Origin of the sequence: Halorussus marinus, assembly GCF_004765795.1 — an archaeon.
Lineage (GTDB): Archaea > Halobacteriota > Halobacteria > Halobacteriales > Haladaptataceae > Halorussus > Halorussus marinus.
In genome coordinates, this window is record NZ_SBIV01000003.1 from 1 (window position 1) to 14,991 (window position 14,991).

A 14,991-nucleotide genomic window follows, 5' to 3' on the forward strand; every position below is an offset into this window, starting at 1 on the left:
CTTTGAGCAACCGGTACAACCTCCCCGATGAAGCGGGAGATTTGCGTCATGGTCAACGGAACTCTCCCGCTTCAACTCCTTTGATTTAGCGGCCTACCTCTCTGCCGTATGGCGATTCAACACAGCCTATACAGCCTGATTGATCCAAGTCCGTTCGAGGGTTTCAGGCTTGAATAGAACACCAGCAAATCGCCATTTGACAGTTTTCGTAACGACTGCCGTTTCTTTTTCCCTACCTCGCCATATGTGTACGTCTCAAACTCGGGGTCATAGTGTAGCGTGGTGATTCCATCTCGTGTCGTATGCTCAGACGCAGTTGACCCTATTCTACTCGAAAACGAATCGTACGTTGTTTCCTCTGTAGTATCCGCATCTTCGGGAATCGGGATGTAGTCAAAACGCCCATCGCTGTTTATCGGACTATGGCCACCACCACCAATCTCCCCAGAATCCAGCCCTACTCGAATCAGATATCCTGACATTATCGCAACCAGTGTCCCAACGGAGTAAATAGGTTCACCAAACCAGGCTGGCTGCCACCAGAACCAGTCAGGGTCGAGGGCCGTGTGGTTTCGTATCTTCCCTGCTGAGGCTTCGAATTACTCTGAGGATGTTATTGAGCCGCTGCATGTGTTTCGAGTCCAGCCGCGATACGTTCCATGTATTCCTCGTGGGTGATCTGTGCGCCGCGAAACTGCGGGCTCATGTGTCCGCAGGGAAGGATTGGGACGTCGTGTTCGCGTGTTGCGCGGTGGAGTGTCCCGTGAACTTCGGTGATTGAGGACGGGTCGTCGAGATCACCGATGGGGTCTGCTTGGAGGTGTGTCTGGACGGCGTCCCAAGCTCGGCTGCCGAAGGTGAAGATCAAGTCGGGGTTGATGTATTCTAATTCGCGGATGAGACAGAGGCGGACTGAGGCATCGAGGGCTGCTTTGGAGGGGCTGTTTTCGCGGTACTTCACCACGTCAGTCATGTAGAAATCATCGAAAAAGGATCCGGAGAGCAGATACTGCCACCATGGCTCGTCCACATCGATCAACCCGTGTTCTTGGCACTGTTGGATGAACTCCGAGGTAAAGTCTGTGTAGCGTTTCTTCGCTAACCATCGAGCGCCGAAGCGCTGGTCAACGTGTACCTTTTCTCTGTAGTTATCGGTGTCGAGGTCGGCGTAGGCGTTTGCCTCGAAGACGACGTGCTCTCCTGGCACGCCGGGGTCAGCGAGTAAGAAGACGTAGGAAGGGTTGTTTTGCTCCCAATCGTGGTAGTAGGCGTAGGTGAGTTTTTCGAGAACCTGTTCGGGAACATCGACCATGTGGTGGTCATTCAAGCGGTCGCGGACGCGGTCGTAAGCACGTTGCTGAGTCTCTTGGAGATACCTGGATTCGGGATGTTCGATGTGCTCAACAAACTCTGAATTCATGTTGTAGGGCCATTGAGCTACGTCGGACTTAGTTGTTCCAACGAGGATAGCGACCAGTCGGATTGTTTCCGGGAAGCCCTCGACATCGGATATTTACGGGAAATGCCGCGAGTTCCTCACACAATCACTGCGGGGATACACGAAGATCTTACTGGCGATTATTACTCGTCGTCGTACTCGACGGTGACGATGTGTGGTTCGACGCCTGGTCCGTGTCTGTACTCGTGGATGTCGACCTCTGTTTTCAGATGATGCCGGACGGCGCTCTCCCAGTGTTCAAGATGGACTTCCCAGCACTCGTCGAGTGCTTCGTCGCTCACGTCTGCGACGTCGTCTACGCCGTCGACGTCCTTCGCGGCCTCGTGAACTTGCCACTGTTCTGGGTGCGCGGTCTCTTCAGCTGCATCATCCTCGATGAACTGTTCCGGTTCGAGAGTGAGTGGGGCTGTCTTTGGGTTTGGCCAGTAGGTTCCTTCCTGGTGGACGTGGGTGCTGGCGGTAACGCGACCCTCCAGTGGTCGGTTGAATCGGAGTTTGTGGGTTCGACGAGTGTGGGCGTCGCGTGCGTTGCGTCGCATCGCGTTGAGGATGTCGTCGGGATCAACGACGAGGATGACGCTATCATCTGTGTCGGTGCTCGTGTCGGTGGAATTCTGTGTTCCCGTCATGGTCGAACAGCACACAATTTCTCACCTGGTTTCGGATAAACCCTGGCCACAATACTCCCTCAGAAGATATTATGCGACCTATTGGCTCTTCTAAAGCCGTTTCACTATGGTGTAGGAGGTTCGCTGTCACGCGGTTACGAATGTTTCATCGCGGAGTTCTACGAGGGCGAGAATGACCCGAGTGCGAGTGTGGTCGCTAGGGTGCGGTTCGGAGCCTCGACGTTCCTTGATCGCTGGCTTGCAACTCTCGGGGAGGCTGATGAACTCAACTCACCGGTAGAGAAGCGTCTGTTTCGTGTTGGTGTCGGATGCAGATTTAGAGTCTATGTATGCTGAGCGGTTGTAGAGGCGACTTTGGTCAGAACTCTTCTCAACGAGTACCTTTATTCCGAGGGCGGATTTAGAGTCTATGTACGCTGAGCGGCTATGGACTCAACAAACGGCGAAGAGACTCAACGAAAGAGCCTGGCGACACGTGAGTCGCAGGCACTGTCACGGCTTGCAAGCGAGAACCGGCAGGTCATCACTATTAGTGACATCGCGGATGTCCTCGACATTCCGCGGAAGTCGGCCAAGGACATGGCGTATGCCCTCAAGGAGAAAGGCTGGCTAGAGCGGATCGCCCACGGGAAGTACCTCATCCTGCCGCTCGCTGCGGGCGAGAACGCCGTGTATACCGAACACGAGTTCGTCATCGCATCAGCACTCGTAGACCCGATGTACATCGGGTACTGGAGCGCGCTGAACCATCACGGGCTGACGGAGCAGCTGTCTCGAACGGTGTACATCGTGACGACAGAGCGCGCCCAAGAGCGGGAAATCCACGGGGTAACGTATCGACCCGTGACCGTCACTGAGCAGAAGTTCTTCGGCTATCACCCGACGGCAGTCGGGTCAAACCAGGTGAACATAGCGAGCATCGAGAAAACCCTGGTCGATTGCGCCGACCACCCCGAGTTCTGCGGGGGTATCAGCGAGCTTGCGAAGGCGATGCAGAATGCTGTCGACACGCAATGTTCGTGGGAGCGAGTCGTCGAGTACCTGCGGCGAGTTGGGAACGGTGCCGCAACGAAACGACTCGTGTATCTCGCCGACCAGTTGGATATTTCTCTGCCAGGGTACGAGGACCTCGTCGAGAACTTCACAACTGGCTACCCACTGCTAGATCCGACGAGAGAAGCGAAGGGTACCCGCGACAGCACGTATCAACTCCGTCTGAACGTCGCCCCCGAATCGTTCCTCCCGGAGGACTTCTCATGATCTCTGAAGCGCAACTTCGACGGCAGGCCAGAGAGTTAGATGTTCGCCTCGGCTACGCGGAGAAGAACTACGTCAATTCGTGGATCCTCTGGGCAATCTACACGAGTTCGTACGGTGACAACCTGCTGTTCAAGGGCGGCACTGCACTCAGCAAGTTGTACTTCCCGGAGACGTGGCGCTACTCGGAAGACCTCGATTTCGGTGTCGAGGGAGCGTACCAGGGGAGCGAAGCCGAGTTGCAAAGCACATTGGACGACGCGACCAGAGCCTCTGGTATCGACTTCGAGGTAACCAAACACCGCGAACTACAGAAAGAAGCGTACCCGACGCACTACGTCGATATCGACATCCAGTACACCGCTGTGCTCGGTCACAAGAACACAACGAGTCTCGACGTCATGATCGACGAATACGTGGCGTTTGACCCAGTGACTCATCACCACCGCTACGAAGACGTCCCAGAATTCGAGTTGACCGCGTACAGCTTGGAGGAGATCTTCGCGGAGAAGTTGCGAGCACTCTATCAGCGGTCACAGGCTCGTGACTACTACGACCTCTATCGAATGATTACGGAGGCTAACATTGATGATTCGGTTATCATTCCGGCATTCAGGCGGAAGTGCGACCACGACGGGCTAGACATCAACCTTCGGGACGGGCTTCCTGGAGAGAAACGGGACGAGATTCGTGACGGTTGGCAGAATACGCTTCCTGATTTGGTTGCAGACCTACCCGAGTTCGGCACCGTGTATGACACACTCGAAGACTACGTCGATTCGCTAATAGACGAGCAGCAACGCTAGTTCTGGAAGTGGACAACGGCAGAACCGAGTGCCCGGGTGCGTTGGCTTTCGGTCACATCGTACCGTTCTGCTATGCTATTGCGCCGGTGTCTTCGGCGATAACCATTCCAGCTTCGCAAACAGGGCATTGTTCGTCGACGAGTTCATCGATGGTCTTGACTGCGTTCGACTGGCACTCCGGACACGCTTTCTCATCCCTATCCAAGTCTAGGTCCACTTGCGTTTCACAGTGGATGCAGAAGCAGTACGTGTTGAACCCGGTGCGACGGTCGATCTCTTCCTGTGATGCGTCCTCGCCGATCACTTCTCTCGCTCGCCCCATTTCCCCGGGATGTGGACAGTGGACGCGTTCGCCGTCATCCGCTACCGCGTACATGTAGTACCCCCAGCCGGACGGCATCTTAAAGTCACAGTCCGGATTCGTACAGTAGAAGTCGAATATCTGGGGCATCGATGCGGTGCTACACCGGCACGCCGGTAATCAGTTTCCCCAACGCCGAGCCATCTTCAGTTGGACCGTATTCTGCAGAACGCGCACCAGGCTCCCGCACTGTGGTCCCCCGTTTGAGGCTGTGCAGTTCACTATTTTGCCAGCACAGAGTGGCACAGTTTCCACGGTGATTGATTTCCAGATTGGCGGGGTTTAATCCCCTGCTCGGCAAGTGTACGAACTAATTCGTCGAGCAACCCTGGGAACTTTGATACATGTGTTCGATTGCGTTCGATACGGATGTTTGAGATACTGGACGCGACAGAGGATGATCTCGTTGCCGTACGTGTCGGGGGTGGTACTGCGGACGGATACGAGGAATTCTATTCACTACTCATTGAGCGAACGAAGCAACACGGGTCAATCCGAGTGTATGAGGAAGTCCCCGACTGGACAGCAACGACGTATCTCACCCATCTGCACGGGGTTCTTCCAGACCTTCGATACGGGCCCAAGTTCGACATCCGTTCTTACGCGTGCGTCGGAGACTCGTTCTGGGCGAAATTACTCTTTCACCAGTGGCGAGCTATTCGGCCAGTCTGGCCAGTTGCTCCCGACCAGATGCGATACTTCCAACTAGACAACCGCGACGAGGCCATACAATGGATCCGTAACGTCTCACCCCGCCCGTAGCACTACGATTCTCAGCTGTATTATGCGGATTGTGGAGACGAAGAACAGGTGAGTGAACTGTTCATGACTCTCTATCAATAAGTTGCATCGAGGATGGTGAGGTCGCGTTCCAGCTGCGGCTCGATTTTTGGGCTTCGACAGTCGATATCGAGCTGTTCATGTTGCCAGTGACGTCCGTCTTTTCCGTTCCAAACACCGTAGATGGTGACCTTCGGGAGTTGAATCACTCCGAACAGGATTGCGAGGTAGTAGAGTAGTTCGGCTGCTTGCGTCCACGAGCCCGTTGATTTTCGCGGAATGTCGATAGGGTACTCAACGTGCTGGGCCGGCACGCCGGCATCGATGCTCCTGTCGATGAATCCGTAATCATTGCTGAACAGCACTGCTTGCTTTCGACTGTTCTGATTGAATTCTTGGTACGCGGAAATGATCGCTTCATCACCGGTGTCACACTCGATAATATCGACTGTCCGGTCAGTCCGTAGGCGACGATACTCGTAGAGCCCGAGGAACCCTTCCCGATTGGAGCCGGCTGGCTGGTTATCGAGCCGAGCGAATTCGTCGCCGAAGGCTTCGGTCAACTCGTGTGTATTGTACTGCTTGAAGTGCCAATCCAGTTCTTCCTTGACGCCGGTTGCGAGTGCGTATCCATTAGTTGGGCGGCGGTCTCGTTCGTCAGTATCGCCCGTCTCACTATCGAATCCAAGCGCTTCAGGCAGCCGCCACGGCATAATATTCGCATCAAGCCCAACGACAACAGGGTCGTTGCCGGCTTCGAGATCTGCATACCCGTACCGCCGAATGAAATCTTGGACGTCGTCGTGGTTTGCTGGCGTTACGTGGCCGCTTCCGACCGCCGCGCGAGTGTACGTTTCTGCATCTGGCAGGTCATTGAAGGCAGGTTCACCGTACTTCGCTGGAATCGTGTCACGGTTATCCTGATACGTCATCGTTCCTTGCGTAAACCGTACCGTAGCCCGGCCATCGTCCTCTAAGGTGATCTGAACTAACTCACCGATATCTGTACACGGATGCTTCACAGAGACTGATTCGACGCCTTGGTCGTATAGCGCGTTCAACAGCACTACCAATCGCCGACGCTCAATCTCCATTACAGAACCTCCTTAAAATCGATCAAATCAGTTGCTGTCCGTGGGATTTCGGCATAGTACTGCCCGTAATACCCCCCTGCTTTCCGGTGGAAATAGAAGATGTGGTCGGCGTCAAACTTGAACCCCGCTTGGAACGCAATCGCGGACATAAACTTTCGACCCGGCGTTACGTCCACAGCAACCGTGTCTTCCTGATCCAGAGCGGCTTCGATAGTAGATCGATAGAAATCAATGATGCCGGGGAAGTCAGTCTCCTGTTCCAACTCGTGTACTGAGACATCAGCATCTCCGCCATACGCATCGATGATTACCTCGAACCGGTCAGTAGCCTCGGCAACGTAATCAGCGACGCCGGGATTCGATAGAACCCAGACCTCGTCCGGCACATACCCTTGATCACAGGCAGCAGTCAACGGGTTCAGAATCCCCGGCATCGTCGGGGTGCCGTTAGTCATCCAGACGTTAACCATTAGCCTACGAGAGTCACTCTGGTTTCAATAGTGTTCTCCCACTTGAGAGGACACTCTTGATTGTTGGTCTCCTCCTCCCTGCTTAGTGTCTCAACGGCTTTTGGTGTTCAACAACCAACGGACGAGCATGTCCTCACATAATATCGAACCCGAGTGGACAGTAGAATGGGCGACACCATCACCGAACGGTGACGAATACCTTGACAACTTGGTCTTGAGCCGTGACCAAGCAATCGAATACGGAGACGAGCTGGTGATGTCGCTTCGAGTGGATGGTAGAATGCTGCGAGAACGAGAACTTGACCCTAGAGAACCATTTATCTGGAAAATCGAGGATGGTGAGCTATTGACGGAGCAAATATCTCGTAGAGCATTCGAAGAGGTAGCGAAGAGTGACCGAGATGATGCTCTCTACGCACAACAAGTGCTGAGGTCTCGGGCTGAAAGGAGATTGAACCGGTCACGGTAATAATCAAGATTAGATAGAAAATAGTACAAATCTCAGCTATTGCCGCCGCCGATACATGATAAAGAAGTGACTGTATCTGCCGTTGCGTACAAGAAGAAATAATGGAAAAATCGCGGGACGGCTCCATTCTGGTTAGTCATATTCCGATAATATGGATGAATACAGAACCGAATCGCCCTACTCCCATACGGTGATTTTTGCAGATCTCTATATTATGGGTGACTGCGTAACCATCTGGTTTCGCGGGTCATCAAGATATAACAGATTGATACTAATGTACCCAATATTCCAATTTCAACTTAGTCATCCCTATTGAGCTATGGTGGATGAGAATGCCATCTTCTCTGCTACACGACAGACCGATGAAGGACATTTGCAGAGCCGAACGACGCAGATGGTATTATGAGTCCTATGTTCCCGCTCTGAATAGATCGGATCGCGTTCAACCCACCGAGGCAACGCTATTAATGTCTCGCCTTCTTCAGAACTGGACGACCGTTTTGCACCTCAGAGACTTCTTCGTTGGTAGCAGGATCTAGCCGACATAACCCGGAGAAGAGGGATTACAGGAACTCTTCCAACGCGTGATCCTCATCGCTCTCCTCGGACTCCACTTCTTCAGACTCGAACTCACCGGTGTCTGTCGCAACGGTTCGCTCAAGAGTATCAATACGGTTACTCAGATCGCTCATCTTCTCTAGCACCTTCTCGAAGTCCGACTGGTGGTCATTCTCGATGTCGAGCACTCCTTTCTGGGCCAAGTGTCGCTCGATAACGTCATCGAAGTAGGGGTCCAGGTACTCCTCTTTCATGTAATCTGGATCTTCCCAGCCGCCGAGGGCTGCGATGAATTCGATGTTAACCCCTTCTCTGTAGAATAGGTGAGTTGCGAAATACCGTCGGAAGTCGTGGAACGTCACTTCGAGGAAATCATCATCACCGGTTTTCTCCGCTGCTCGTTCCCGTGCGTCCACGATATCGTTTTGGAGGGTTCCTTTGGATTTCGGATACAGAGGGGACGAAGGCCTGATGTTCTTCCGTTTGCTGTACCGTTCGAGTTCCTCTCGTAACGAGTTAGGAACCCAGGGTTTTCGCGGCTTCTTACTGTTCTCTTTTCGTGTCTCCTTTCCCCACACGCGCATAAAGGAAATCTCTACCCCAGGGCTTCGGGATTTCTGAATCTTATTGAGGGTCACCTCAAGTACCTCCTTTTTCCTCAGGGAGCATTCCGCACCGAGCCGGAACGCGATCTCCGCTCGATCACGTGATGCGCATTCGACCATCGTCTCGTATTCATGCGGCTCCATGAAGACCCGATAGCCGTCTGAGTTGGAGTGTGGGACCAGCCGCATCCTCACCGAACCTCTTCCAACTCCTTGATTCGCTCCAAGTCTTTCGTGAGCGATTCTACCGATGCGTCCTCCCCGTATTCGACGAATGCCGCTATCGCCAATGCTCGAACGAAATCGTTGTTGCTGTGTTTGATCAACCGTTCGAGTTGCTCCTTGTTTTCCCGCACGTACTCCCTCGGTGGAAGACTGCCGTCCTCGTATTCGGCCATACCCGAAGTAGAACAGAGAGGGTAAACTACGCGACGAGGATAAAGTGACTTCACCAGAGAAAACTATTTAACGCCTATTCTGAATCCAGTAGGTAGCCCCTCTAGAAACGGAATTCGACAGGTGGCTTCTACAATATACCCTGTTGTTTTCCGGGAAACTGTACAGGATCATTTCTGGATTTTGTAGTCCTACCCTTGGCTATATTATTTACATACAGACCTGGGAACCCGTCTTGCAATGGACGATACCAAGCTTGAACGACTACTGAACCAGAAATACGCGCAAGTTGTGCTGAAAGTGTTGCTGGATGCAGAAGGGGGCAGTTACGCGTTTAGTGCACTTCGAGATGAGGTCAATACGGTTGTTGCAGACGACTCACGGGGGGCTAAGGAAACAGTCCAGGTTGGAGAATACTCTCCAGCCTCCTTGAGTTCGATACTTTCGGAGGCAGAGGATGCTGGTGTTGTTACTCGGTTCCTCAATGGAGACGGGGAGAAACGATGGCGACTGTGCGCTTCAAAGCTGTCCCGGTCCCAGATCGCTAAGCTCAAATCCAGAAACACCGGGGTTCACACGGACACATCAAGTCTCGACCTTCACCACCAGGAGCATACCGATTCTACGTTCTCATAGCCGACTGAATAACTTGCTTCAGTAGGGGTTTGATCGTCTCCTCTCCAAGAAACCGGTCACGAATCATCGACCTGTATAAAAATTTCGCTGGTGAAGTGACTTCACCCCCGGTTTGGCGATTATCCCCTGGCCCGAACGCTTGGATGCGTCATGCAAGAACCGAACGACGACCAGGGAACCATACTCCGCTGGGAAGACCACATCGTACCGATCCTCGAACATCCGGACATTCACATCCGAGACAAAGCCGTCATAGCAGTCGCATGGGAGTCGCATGCACGGACGTCTGAACTCCACCAGCTCAGCTTCGATGACTTGGAAGACAGAGGCGACCACATGGCCATCCTGCTTACTCGTCCAGATGGCCGGGAACGATTACTCACCCTTTGCGGGTCGATGCCATACCTGAAAAAGTGGGTGCAAGTAGAACATCCAGTAACTGAACTGCTAGCTGGCAACGCTGACCCTGTAGAGGAAGCTGCCCCAGAGTCGCCAGTCTGGACGCATACCCATTCGAACAAGGAAATCTCTCTGAATCAGTTCCGATTGATCACGAGGCGGGCCTGTAAGCGCGCTGAGGTCCCGACAGAGTTCACGTTGTACGACATCCGCCGGTCACGAGCGAAACAGCTGGCTGTTCAGCTCGGGCTGAGGGCTCCTGCCCTTCGGGAGCGATTCGGGTGGGGACCACACAAGCGCAAGGAGTTCGTCAAGACCTTCGAAGAGGACGGTCTCAACGAAGATGTCAGACCGCGGCCTCCCATCCAGTGTCCAGACTGTGGAGCATGGACTCTGCCAAACCAACGATGTCTCTGGTGCGGAACCGGCTGCTGATAACTTACTGGCTGTAGCGAACTGCCGAACTAGCTTCCGGTTGCTTCGGCCCTTTCGAAACCATACTAATCAGGCACCATCCGTGGTGAAACACTCGCAAGTGAGGTTGCGAGTTTAATGATAAGGGTGGTGTATTGGTGGAGGACGGAAGAGCGTATCAAGAGTGAATACGTACCGCCTATTTCACCTGCTGAATGACCCGAATCACACGTGAAGAGGTCACGGGCACTCCTCATCCCGATCCGCTCTCGATGTTCGATAATGAGGCCGTTGAGCGTATTGCATCTCGCTTCGACATCCCCGCTTCGACTGCTGCCGAGTGGAAGACTGAACTTGGTGATCTCGAAACGCTGACACAGACACTGGGAGCGAACGCGCCCGACAGCGAACGATACCTCGCCCTTGTTCGTCGGCGAGAGTGGCTTCCTTATGAGCGCGAAGCTGTCCTTCGCTCTCGGACGGTTCCTGCCCACAGGTGGCTCGGTGACAAGGCAGAGAAATTCTCCGTTGAGAGCGATAGCGGTGGTAAATTAGAAATCCACAACGAAGAGGAACGATGGCACTACTCAACTAGCATAGGCTCGGGTGGGTCCTCCTCGTTGTACGCTGAGCACCACGAAAACGATCCTGAGAAGCAGGACCGTGTTGCGTTCCTAAAGCGACTAGAAAGAACAGATTCCATCATCCGGGAGTATACCCGTCGTTATGACTCTGAGTGGATCTCGCTGGCTAGAGAAGAGCAATCGGTTCGAAGGGAATTGATTTCTCTCTACCGCGATGTCGCAGGGCACCCCCACGAAGAAACCCAGAAGAAAGAGGTGGTCAAGCGACTGAAAGAGAGCTTTCCATACCTCCGACTTGATAACCGTTTCACGGCCCGTGTCGCCGATTGCTCTCTTTCCTACGCTCGGCGAATTACTTACTCGTCTGAGCGAGGAGCGGAGAGTCGTCGGGCACCCCCAGCACTCAAGCGGGAGGTCCGTGAGCGTGACGACGGCAAGTGCGTCGTTTGTGGGGAGGAAGGAACAGTCGTTCACCATGTCATCCCACACGGGCAGGGTGGGCCACATAAGAAAGATAACCTCGCTTTGCTCTGTGATAGGCACCACGAGTACGCTCACGGTCGCGGGAAGGAGCAGGTTGACGGCTCCTATGATACAGTCGAGTACGATTCACGCGAGGCGTTCTGGAATGACTGGATTGATGCTGACTTCGATGACTACGAACTCTGGCAAGAGAGACGTGGGAGCGAGCGAGAATCCGCCGACTCCGGGGAACAATCGACGTTTGCGGAATTCTAGCCTTCTTTGGTCTCTTCTCGCCCTCCGATTTACAGATCTGGAGTTGTCCAGAGCGGTTGCTTCCAGTTTCGATGGGAGACTGTTAGAAGTCGTCGGACGTTCTGGAGAGTAGAGTGACCGACAACGGTCACTCGGTCGCTTCGACGAACTCCCGAGCGGTATCGATGACTTCCGCGTCGCCACCTAGCGTTTCGATCAAGGGTTCGATGTCTTCGACTGCGTCCAGCAGTTCTGGGTTCTCCTTCGCCAGTCGGAGTAGTTCTCTCCGCTGCTTGGATTCCTCTTTTTCGAGTTCGTCGACGGCTTCCGGTTCCATCGCCTGGTGACACCAGACGCAGAACGGTTCATCGCGCGGGGTCTCTTTGTCGCACCGCGGACACGTGATTGGTGTCCGATCTTCTGTTTTCTCCGTCTGCACGTCGAGTCCCTGAAGCTCCGCGTACTGGTTGTTCTCGTTCTCAGGTCCGAACGCCGCGATGTATCGTCGCGCGTGGTCGGAGGTCGGCTTTCTGCCTTGGCGGTCGTTAATGAACGACTCGTTCGCTCCCTGTTTGGCGAGCCAGTACGTGTTCGACTTTCTGAAGTTGGTCGGCGTTACGGGCTTGTCGATGCCAGCTCGTGGTCCCGCTTTCTTGAACCGCCCGAGGAACGTCTGGTAGCTAGCGTTGTCGTACGCGTCGTCCAGGTTGCACCAGAGAAATGCTTCGTCGTCATCTGGTGCGGGGTGCTCGCTGAGCCACTGCTGCAGGTATGGGACGCTGTTGATCAGCGTGACGGAGTGCTCCCCCTGTTTCCCGTCGAGAATGATCTGTATCCCATGGTCGGCATCGTTGACTTGCCCCATCCGGACCTCGTGCATTTCTTCCCCTCGGGGTCCGAGCTCGTGGGCGACCGTGATGAGTGCCTTATCACGTTTATTGGTCGTTCCTTCGTTAGCCATCCGTTTGGCCTCCTTCCAGTCCAGCATGTCCGCCCGACTGGGCGAGGGATCGTAGGAGTTGCTCGTCCCCGTTGGAACCCATGCAAGCGAGTCCGGCACCTCGTCGTCAGCCATCTTGAGGACTCGCTTCCCGAACACTCGGAGTGCGACCCGGTAGTCCTGGTTGGTCTCTTCGCTGAACTCTGGGGTGTTACGTTCCCGGTTGATCCATACGACGACGTCTTCTGCAGCGTCCCGACTTTCGAGCGCGTCCGCGAGTCCACCAACTTGCTCCGCCATGATGACGCAGTGACGGAGGAGCTTGAGATGCCTGTAGTCGCCGTACTTCGAACTCAGCAGGTCGAGTTGCCGACTAAATTCGAGGAGCGCCTCGGCGTCGTCCTCCGAGATCGACGGTGCGTCCTCGTCATCAGGCTCCTCGTCAGACAGACCTGAACGTTTCTTGATTCTTTCTTGGAGGTTCTCGATTTGGTCTCTCGTTCCCATCGTCATTTATTAATTTGAAGTGCAGGGCTTTAACGTTCAGCCTTAAAGCCGGCCCTTGGCTTTCTACGTGAGAACAGCGAGTTTCGGAGCGGAACGTTCGTCGTTCGAAACCGACCCGTCGCCGAGGTCGATTCCGACGTCCGAGTCGAGTGTACCGAACGGCCCGCGACCGAGACGCGATTGCTGAGCGTTCGCGGTCGAGCTCAGCTCGCTCTCTCGCCCAGACCGGACTGCAGAGGCGTTCGACGACGGTTCGGAGCCGGCAGTCGATTTGTGTGTCCGCACAATCTCTGAGGAAGGCTACTTCGAGCCGTAAGCGACGGGATTCTCGTCTCCGACACCGTCGGCAGTCGAGTCGACGAATAGCGCCATCAGGTGGCTCAGGGGCGTCACGCGACCTTGTGGTGTGTTTCCGTGAACCGATCCCCTCGGTATCGATTTCTGTGTATGATATGGATAGAATCCGTGGATAAGATATTTATGGATCATTCGCATGCGTTCTCCTATGACGGCTGGACCACCCATCGACGAGTTGCACTACGACGACGCGCCCGACGTGAGCACTGTTCCCGGACCGGAATCCGAAAAACTGCTTCAGAAGCAACGCGACATCGACAGCAGCGCGGTCGCGTACCCCGAAGATATCCCCGTCGCCCTCGAAGAGGGCAAGGGCGCGACGGTCCGCGACGCGGACGGTAACACGTTCATCGACATGTTCGCGGGCATCGGCGTGTTGAACGTCGGCCACGCGAACCCATACGTGCTAGAGGCGGTCCACGAGCAGACCGACAAGCTCGTCCACACCGTCGACTTCCCGACTGAGGCCCGACTCGAACTCATCGAGAAGCTCGACGAGATCGCCCCCGAGGGCCTCGAAGGGAACAACCGGGTCGTCTTCGGCGGCCCGACCGGCAGCGACGCGGTCGAGGCCGCGATCAAGCTCGCGAAGTACAACACGGGCGGCGACGGCCTCGTCGCCTTCCGCGGAGCGTACCACGGTGCGACCAGCGGCGCGATGAGCCTCACCGGCAACAAGAAGTTCAAAGCGGATTACACGCCGCTGCTCTCGGAGGTCGTCCACGCCCCGTACCCCCATCCGTTCAGACAGGGCAAAGAGCCCCAGGAGGCGGTCGATCACGCCCTCGAAGAGGTCCGGGCCATCGTCGAGGACCCGTACGGCGGGCTCGCCAACCCCGCGGGCATCTTCGTCGAGCCGATTCAGGGCGAGGGCGGCGTCATCACGCCACCGGAGGGCTTCCTCAAGGGCCTGCGCGAGATCGCCGACGACAACGACGTGACGCTCGTCTTCGACGAGATCCAGGCGGGGCTCGGCCGCTCGGGTCAGTGGTGGGCCAGCGAGTGGTACGACGTCACCCCCGACGTGATGACCACCGCCAAGGCGCTCGGCGGCGTGGGCTTCCCGCTGTCGGCGACGATGTACCACGAGGACCTCGACACTTGGGGGTCGGGCGACCACGCCGGCACCTATCGGGGTCACGTCGTCGCGATGCGCGCGGGCACTCGGGCCATCGAGTACATGCAGGACCACGACCTGCTCGCCCACGCTCGCGAACTCGGCGACCACATCCGCCAGCGTCTCCGGGACGTCGGCGAGGAGACCGGCGCAATCGGTGAGGTCCGGGGCAAGGGCCTGTTCATCGGCGCGGAGTTCGTCGACGCCGACGGCGCGCCCGACGACGACGCGGTCGCGGCCATCCAACAGCGTTGCTACGAGAACGGCGTCCTCGTCTGGAAGGCCGGGCGACACGGCAACGTGCTCCGGCTCCTCCCGCCGCTGGTGCTCACCGAGGCGCTCGCGGAGACCGCGATGGACGTCGTCGAGCAGGCGATCCGCGACGTCGCCGCCGACGCCAAGAGCGTCGCCTGATCGCGGAGCGAGAGACGACCCA

The 14,991-nt window shown here is 55.6% G+C and carries 16 protein-coding genes; 7 read left to right on the top strand and 9 right to left on the bottom strand.

The window, feature by feature from the left end:
• Window positions 1–116 precede the first annotated feature (116 nt).
• The 3 genes from EPY72_RS06840 to EPY72_RS06850 form a co-directional block, all read right to left on the bottom strand.
• Window positions 117–482, bottom strand: a complete 366-nt coding sequence (locus EPY72_RS06840) for an Nmad3 family putative nucleotide modification protein (RefSeq protein WP_135805949.1) — start codon at window positions 480–482, stop codon at window positions 117–119.
• Between the two features lie 131 nt (window positions 483–613).
• Complete coding sequence (locus EPY72_RS06845) at window positions 614–1,420, bottom strand: uracil-DNA glycosylase family protein (protein ID WP_135805950.1); 807 nt, start codon at window positions 1,418–1,420, stop codon at window positions 614–616.
• 161 nt (window positions 1,421–1,581) lie between these two features.
• The gene (locus EPY72_RS06850; protein ID WP_135805951.1) at window positions 1,582–2,088 is read right to left on the bottom strand and encodes a DUF8009 family protein; all 507 of its coding nucleotides are present in this window, start codon (window positions 2,086–2,088) and stop codon (window positions 1,582–1,584) included.
• 426 nt (window positions 2,089–2,514) lie between these two features.
• Between EPY72_RS06850 and EPY72_RS06855 the strand changes: the two genes are divergently transcribed.
• Window positions 2,515–3,348 (top strand): type IV toxin-antitoxin system AbiEi family antitoxin domain-containing protein, encoded by an 834-nt coding sequence (locus tag EPY72_RS06855; protein WP_135805952.1) that lies wholly within the window; start codon window positions 2,515–2,517, stop codon window positions 3,346–3,348.
• Window positions 3,345–4,151 (top strand): nucleotidyl transferase AbiEii/AbiGii toxin family protein, encoded by an 807-nt coding sequence (locus tag EPY72_RS06860; protein WP_135805953.1) that lies wholly within the window; start codon window positions 3,345–3,347, stop codon window positions 4,149–4,151. The genes EPY72_RS06855 and EPY72_RS06860 overlap by 4 nt, the downstream gene beginning before the upstream one ends.
• Window positions 4,152–4,221: 70 nt before the next feature.
• Here EPY72_RS06860 and EPY72_RS06865 read toward each other — a convergent pair whose 3' ends face one another.
• On the bottom strand, window positions 4,222–4,602 hold the full coding sequence (locus EPY72_RS06865) for a hypothetical protein (RefSeq protein WP_135805954.1): 381 nt from the start codon (window positions 4,600–4,602) through the stop codon (window positions 4,222–4,224).
• A gap of 279 nt (window positions 4,603–4,881) precedes the next feature.
• On the opposite strand from EPY72_RS06865, the gene EPY72_RS06870 reads away from it, so the two are divergent.
• Window positions 4,882–5,274, top strand: a complete 393-nt coding sequence (locus EPY72_RS06870) for a SpoIIAA family protein (RefSeq protein WP_135805955.1) — start codon at window positions 4,882–4,884, stop codon at window positions 5,272–5,274.
• 74 nt (window positions 5,275–5,348) lie between these two features.
• Here the strand turns inward: EPY72_RS06870 and EPY72_RS06875 are convergent, their stop codons facing one another.
• The 4 genes from EPY72_RS06875 to EPY72_RS06895 form a co-directional block, all read right to left on the bottom strand.
• Window positions 5,349–6,386, bottom strand: coding sequence for a hypothetical protein (locus tag EPY72_RS06875; RefSeq protein WP_135805956.1), 1,038 nt, complete (start codon window positions 6,384–6,386; stop codon window positions 5,349–5,351).
• Window positions 6,386–6,856, bottom strand: coding sequence for a PDDEXK family nuclease (locus tag EPY72_RS06880; RefSeq protein WP_210423506.1), 471 nt, complete (start codon window positions 6,854–6,856; stop codon window positions 6,386–6,388). The genes EPY72_RS06875 and EPY72_RS06880 overlap by 1 nt, the downstream gene beginning before the upstream one ends.
• A gap of 1,032 nt (window positions 6,857–7,888) precedes the next feature.
• Complete coding sequence (locus EPY72_RS06890; protein ID WP_135805958.1) at window positions 7,889–8,677, bottom strand: site-specific integrase; 789 nt, start codon at window positions 8,675–8,677, stop codon at window positions 7,889–7,891.
• A gap of 2 nt (window positions 8,678–8,679) precedes the next feature.
• On the bottom strand, window positions 8,680–8,886 hold the full coding sequence (locus tag EPY72_RS06895) for a hypothetical protein (RefSeq protein WP_135805959.1): 207 nt from the start codon (window positions 8,884–8,886) through the stop codon (window positions 8,680–8,682).
• Window positions 8,887–9,124: 238 nt separating this feature from the next.
• Between EPY72_RS06895 and EPY72_RS06900 the strand changes: the two genes are divergently transcribed.
• From EPY72_RS06900 to EPY72_RS06910, 3 genes are all read left to right on the top strand, one after another.
• A complete protein-coding gene (locus EPY72_RS06900; RefSeq protein ID WP_135805960.1) occupies window positions 9,125–9,520 on the top strand; it encodes a hypothetical protein in 396 nt (131 codons plus the stop codon).
• Window positions 9,521–9,670: 150 nt separating this feature from the next.
• The gene (locus EPY72_RS06905; RefSeq protein ID WP_135805961.1) at window positions 9,671–10,354 is read left to right on the top strand and encodes a tyrosine-type recombinase/integrase; all 684 of its coding nucleotides are present in this window, start codon (window positions 9,671–9,673) and stop codon (window positions 10,352–10,354) included.
• Between the two features lie 194 nt (window positions 10,355–10,548).
• Window positions 10,549–11,655: an HNH endonuclease gene (locus tag EPY72_RS06910; protein ID WP_135805962.1), complete on the top strand. Its 1,107-nt coding sequence runs from the start codon at window positions 10,549–10,551 to the stop codon at window positions 11,653–11,655.
• Between the two features lie 127 nt (window positions 11,656–11,782).
• Here the strand turns inward: EPY72_RS06910 and EPY72_RS06915 are convergent, their stop codons facing one another.
• A complete protein-coding gene (locus tag EPY72_RS06915) occupies window positions 11,783–13,081 on the bottom strand; it encodes a tyrosine-type recombinase/integrase (protein ID WP_135805963.1) in 1,299 nt (432 codons plus the stop codon).
• A 505-nt stretch (window positions 13,082–13,586) separates the two neighbouring features.
• Between EPY72_RS06915 and EPY72_RS06920 the strand changes: the two genes are divergently transcribed.
• Window positions 13,587–14,969: an aspartate aminotransferase family protein gene (locus EPY72_RS06920; RefSeq protein ID WP_135805964.1), complete on the top strand. Its 1,383-nt coding sequence runs from the start codon at window positions 13,587–13,589 to the stop codon at window positions 14,967–14,969.
• Window positions 14,970–14,991 lie beyond the last annotated feature (22 nt).

Excerpts from the sequence above, each read along its gene's own strand:
- EPY72_RS06920 (WP_135805964.1), top strand. The coding sequence starts at position 13,587 with ATGACGGCTGGACCACCCATCGACGAGTTGCACTACGACGACGCGCCC.
- EPY72_RS06905 (WP_135805961.1), top strand. The coding sequence starts at position 9,671 with ATGCAAGAACCGAACGACGACCAGGGAACCATACTCCGCTGGGAAGAC.
- EPY72_RS06840 (WP_135805949.1), bottom strand. The coding sequence starts at position 482 with ATGTCAGGATATCTGATTCGAGTAGGGCTGGATTCTGGGGAGATTGGT.
- EPY72_RS06915 (WP_135805963.1), bottom strand. The coding sequence starts at position 13,081 with ATGGGAACGAGAGACCAAATCGAGAACCTCCAAGAAAGAATCAAGAAA.
- EPY72_RS06900 (WP_135805960.1), top strand. The coding sequence starts at position 9,125 with ATGGACGATACCAAGCTTGAACGACTACTGAACCAGAAATACGCGCAA.
- EPY72_RS06855 (WP_135805952.1), top strand. The coding sequence starts at position 2,515 with ATGGACTCAACAAACGGCGAAGAGACTCAACGAAAGAGCCTGGCGACA.
- EPY72_RS06850 (WP_135805951.1), bottom strand. The coding sequence starts at position 2,088 with ATGACGGGAACACAGAATTCCACCGACACGAGCACCGACACAGATGAT.
- EPY72_RS06910 (WP_135805962.1), top strand. The coding sequence starts at position 10,549 with ATGACCCGAATCACACGTGAAGAGGTCACGGGCACTCCTCATCCCGAT.
- EPY72_RS06870 (WP_135805955.1), top strand. The coding sequence starts at position 4,882 with ATGTTTGAGATACTGGACGCGACAGAGGATGATCTCGTTGCCGTACGT.
- EPY72_RS06890 (WP_135805958.1), bottom strand. The coding sequence starts at position 8,677 with ATGCGGCTGGTCCCACACTCCAACTCAGACGGCTATCGGGTCTTCATG.
- EPY72_RS06880 (WP_210423506.1), bottom strand. The coding sequence starts at position 6,856 with ATGGTTAACGTCTGGATGACTAACGGCACCCCGACGATGCCGGGGATT.
- EPY72_RS06895 (WP_135805959.1), bottom strand. The coding sequence starts at position 8,886 with ATGGCCGAATACGAGGACGGCAGTCTTCCACCGAGGGAGTACGTGCGG.
- EPY72_RS06845 (WP_135805950.1), bottom strand. The coding sequence starts at position 1,420 with ATGAATTCAGAGTTTGTTGAGCACATCGAACATCCCGAATCCAGGTAT.
- EPY72_RS06875 (WP_135805956.1), bottom strand. The coding sequence starts at position 6,386 with ATGGAGATTGAGCGTCGGCGATTGGTAGTGCTGTTGAACGCGCTATAC.
- EPY72_RS06865 (WP_135805954.1), bottom strand. The coding sequence starts at position 4,602 with ATGCCCCAGATATTCGACTTCTACTGTACGAATCCGGACTGTGACTTT.
- EPY72_RS06860 (WP_135805953.1), top strand. The coding sequence starts at position 3,345 with ATGATCTCTGAAGCGCAACTTCGACGGCAGGCCAGAGAGTTAGATGTT.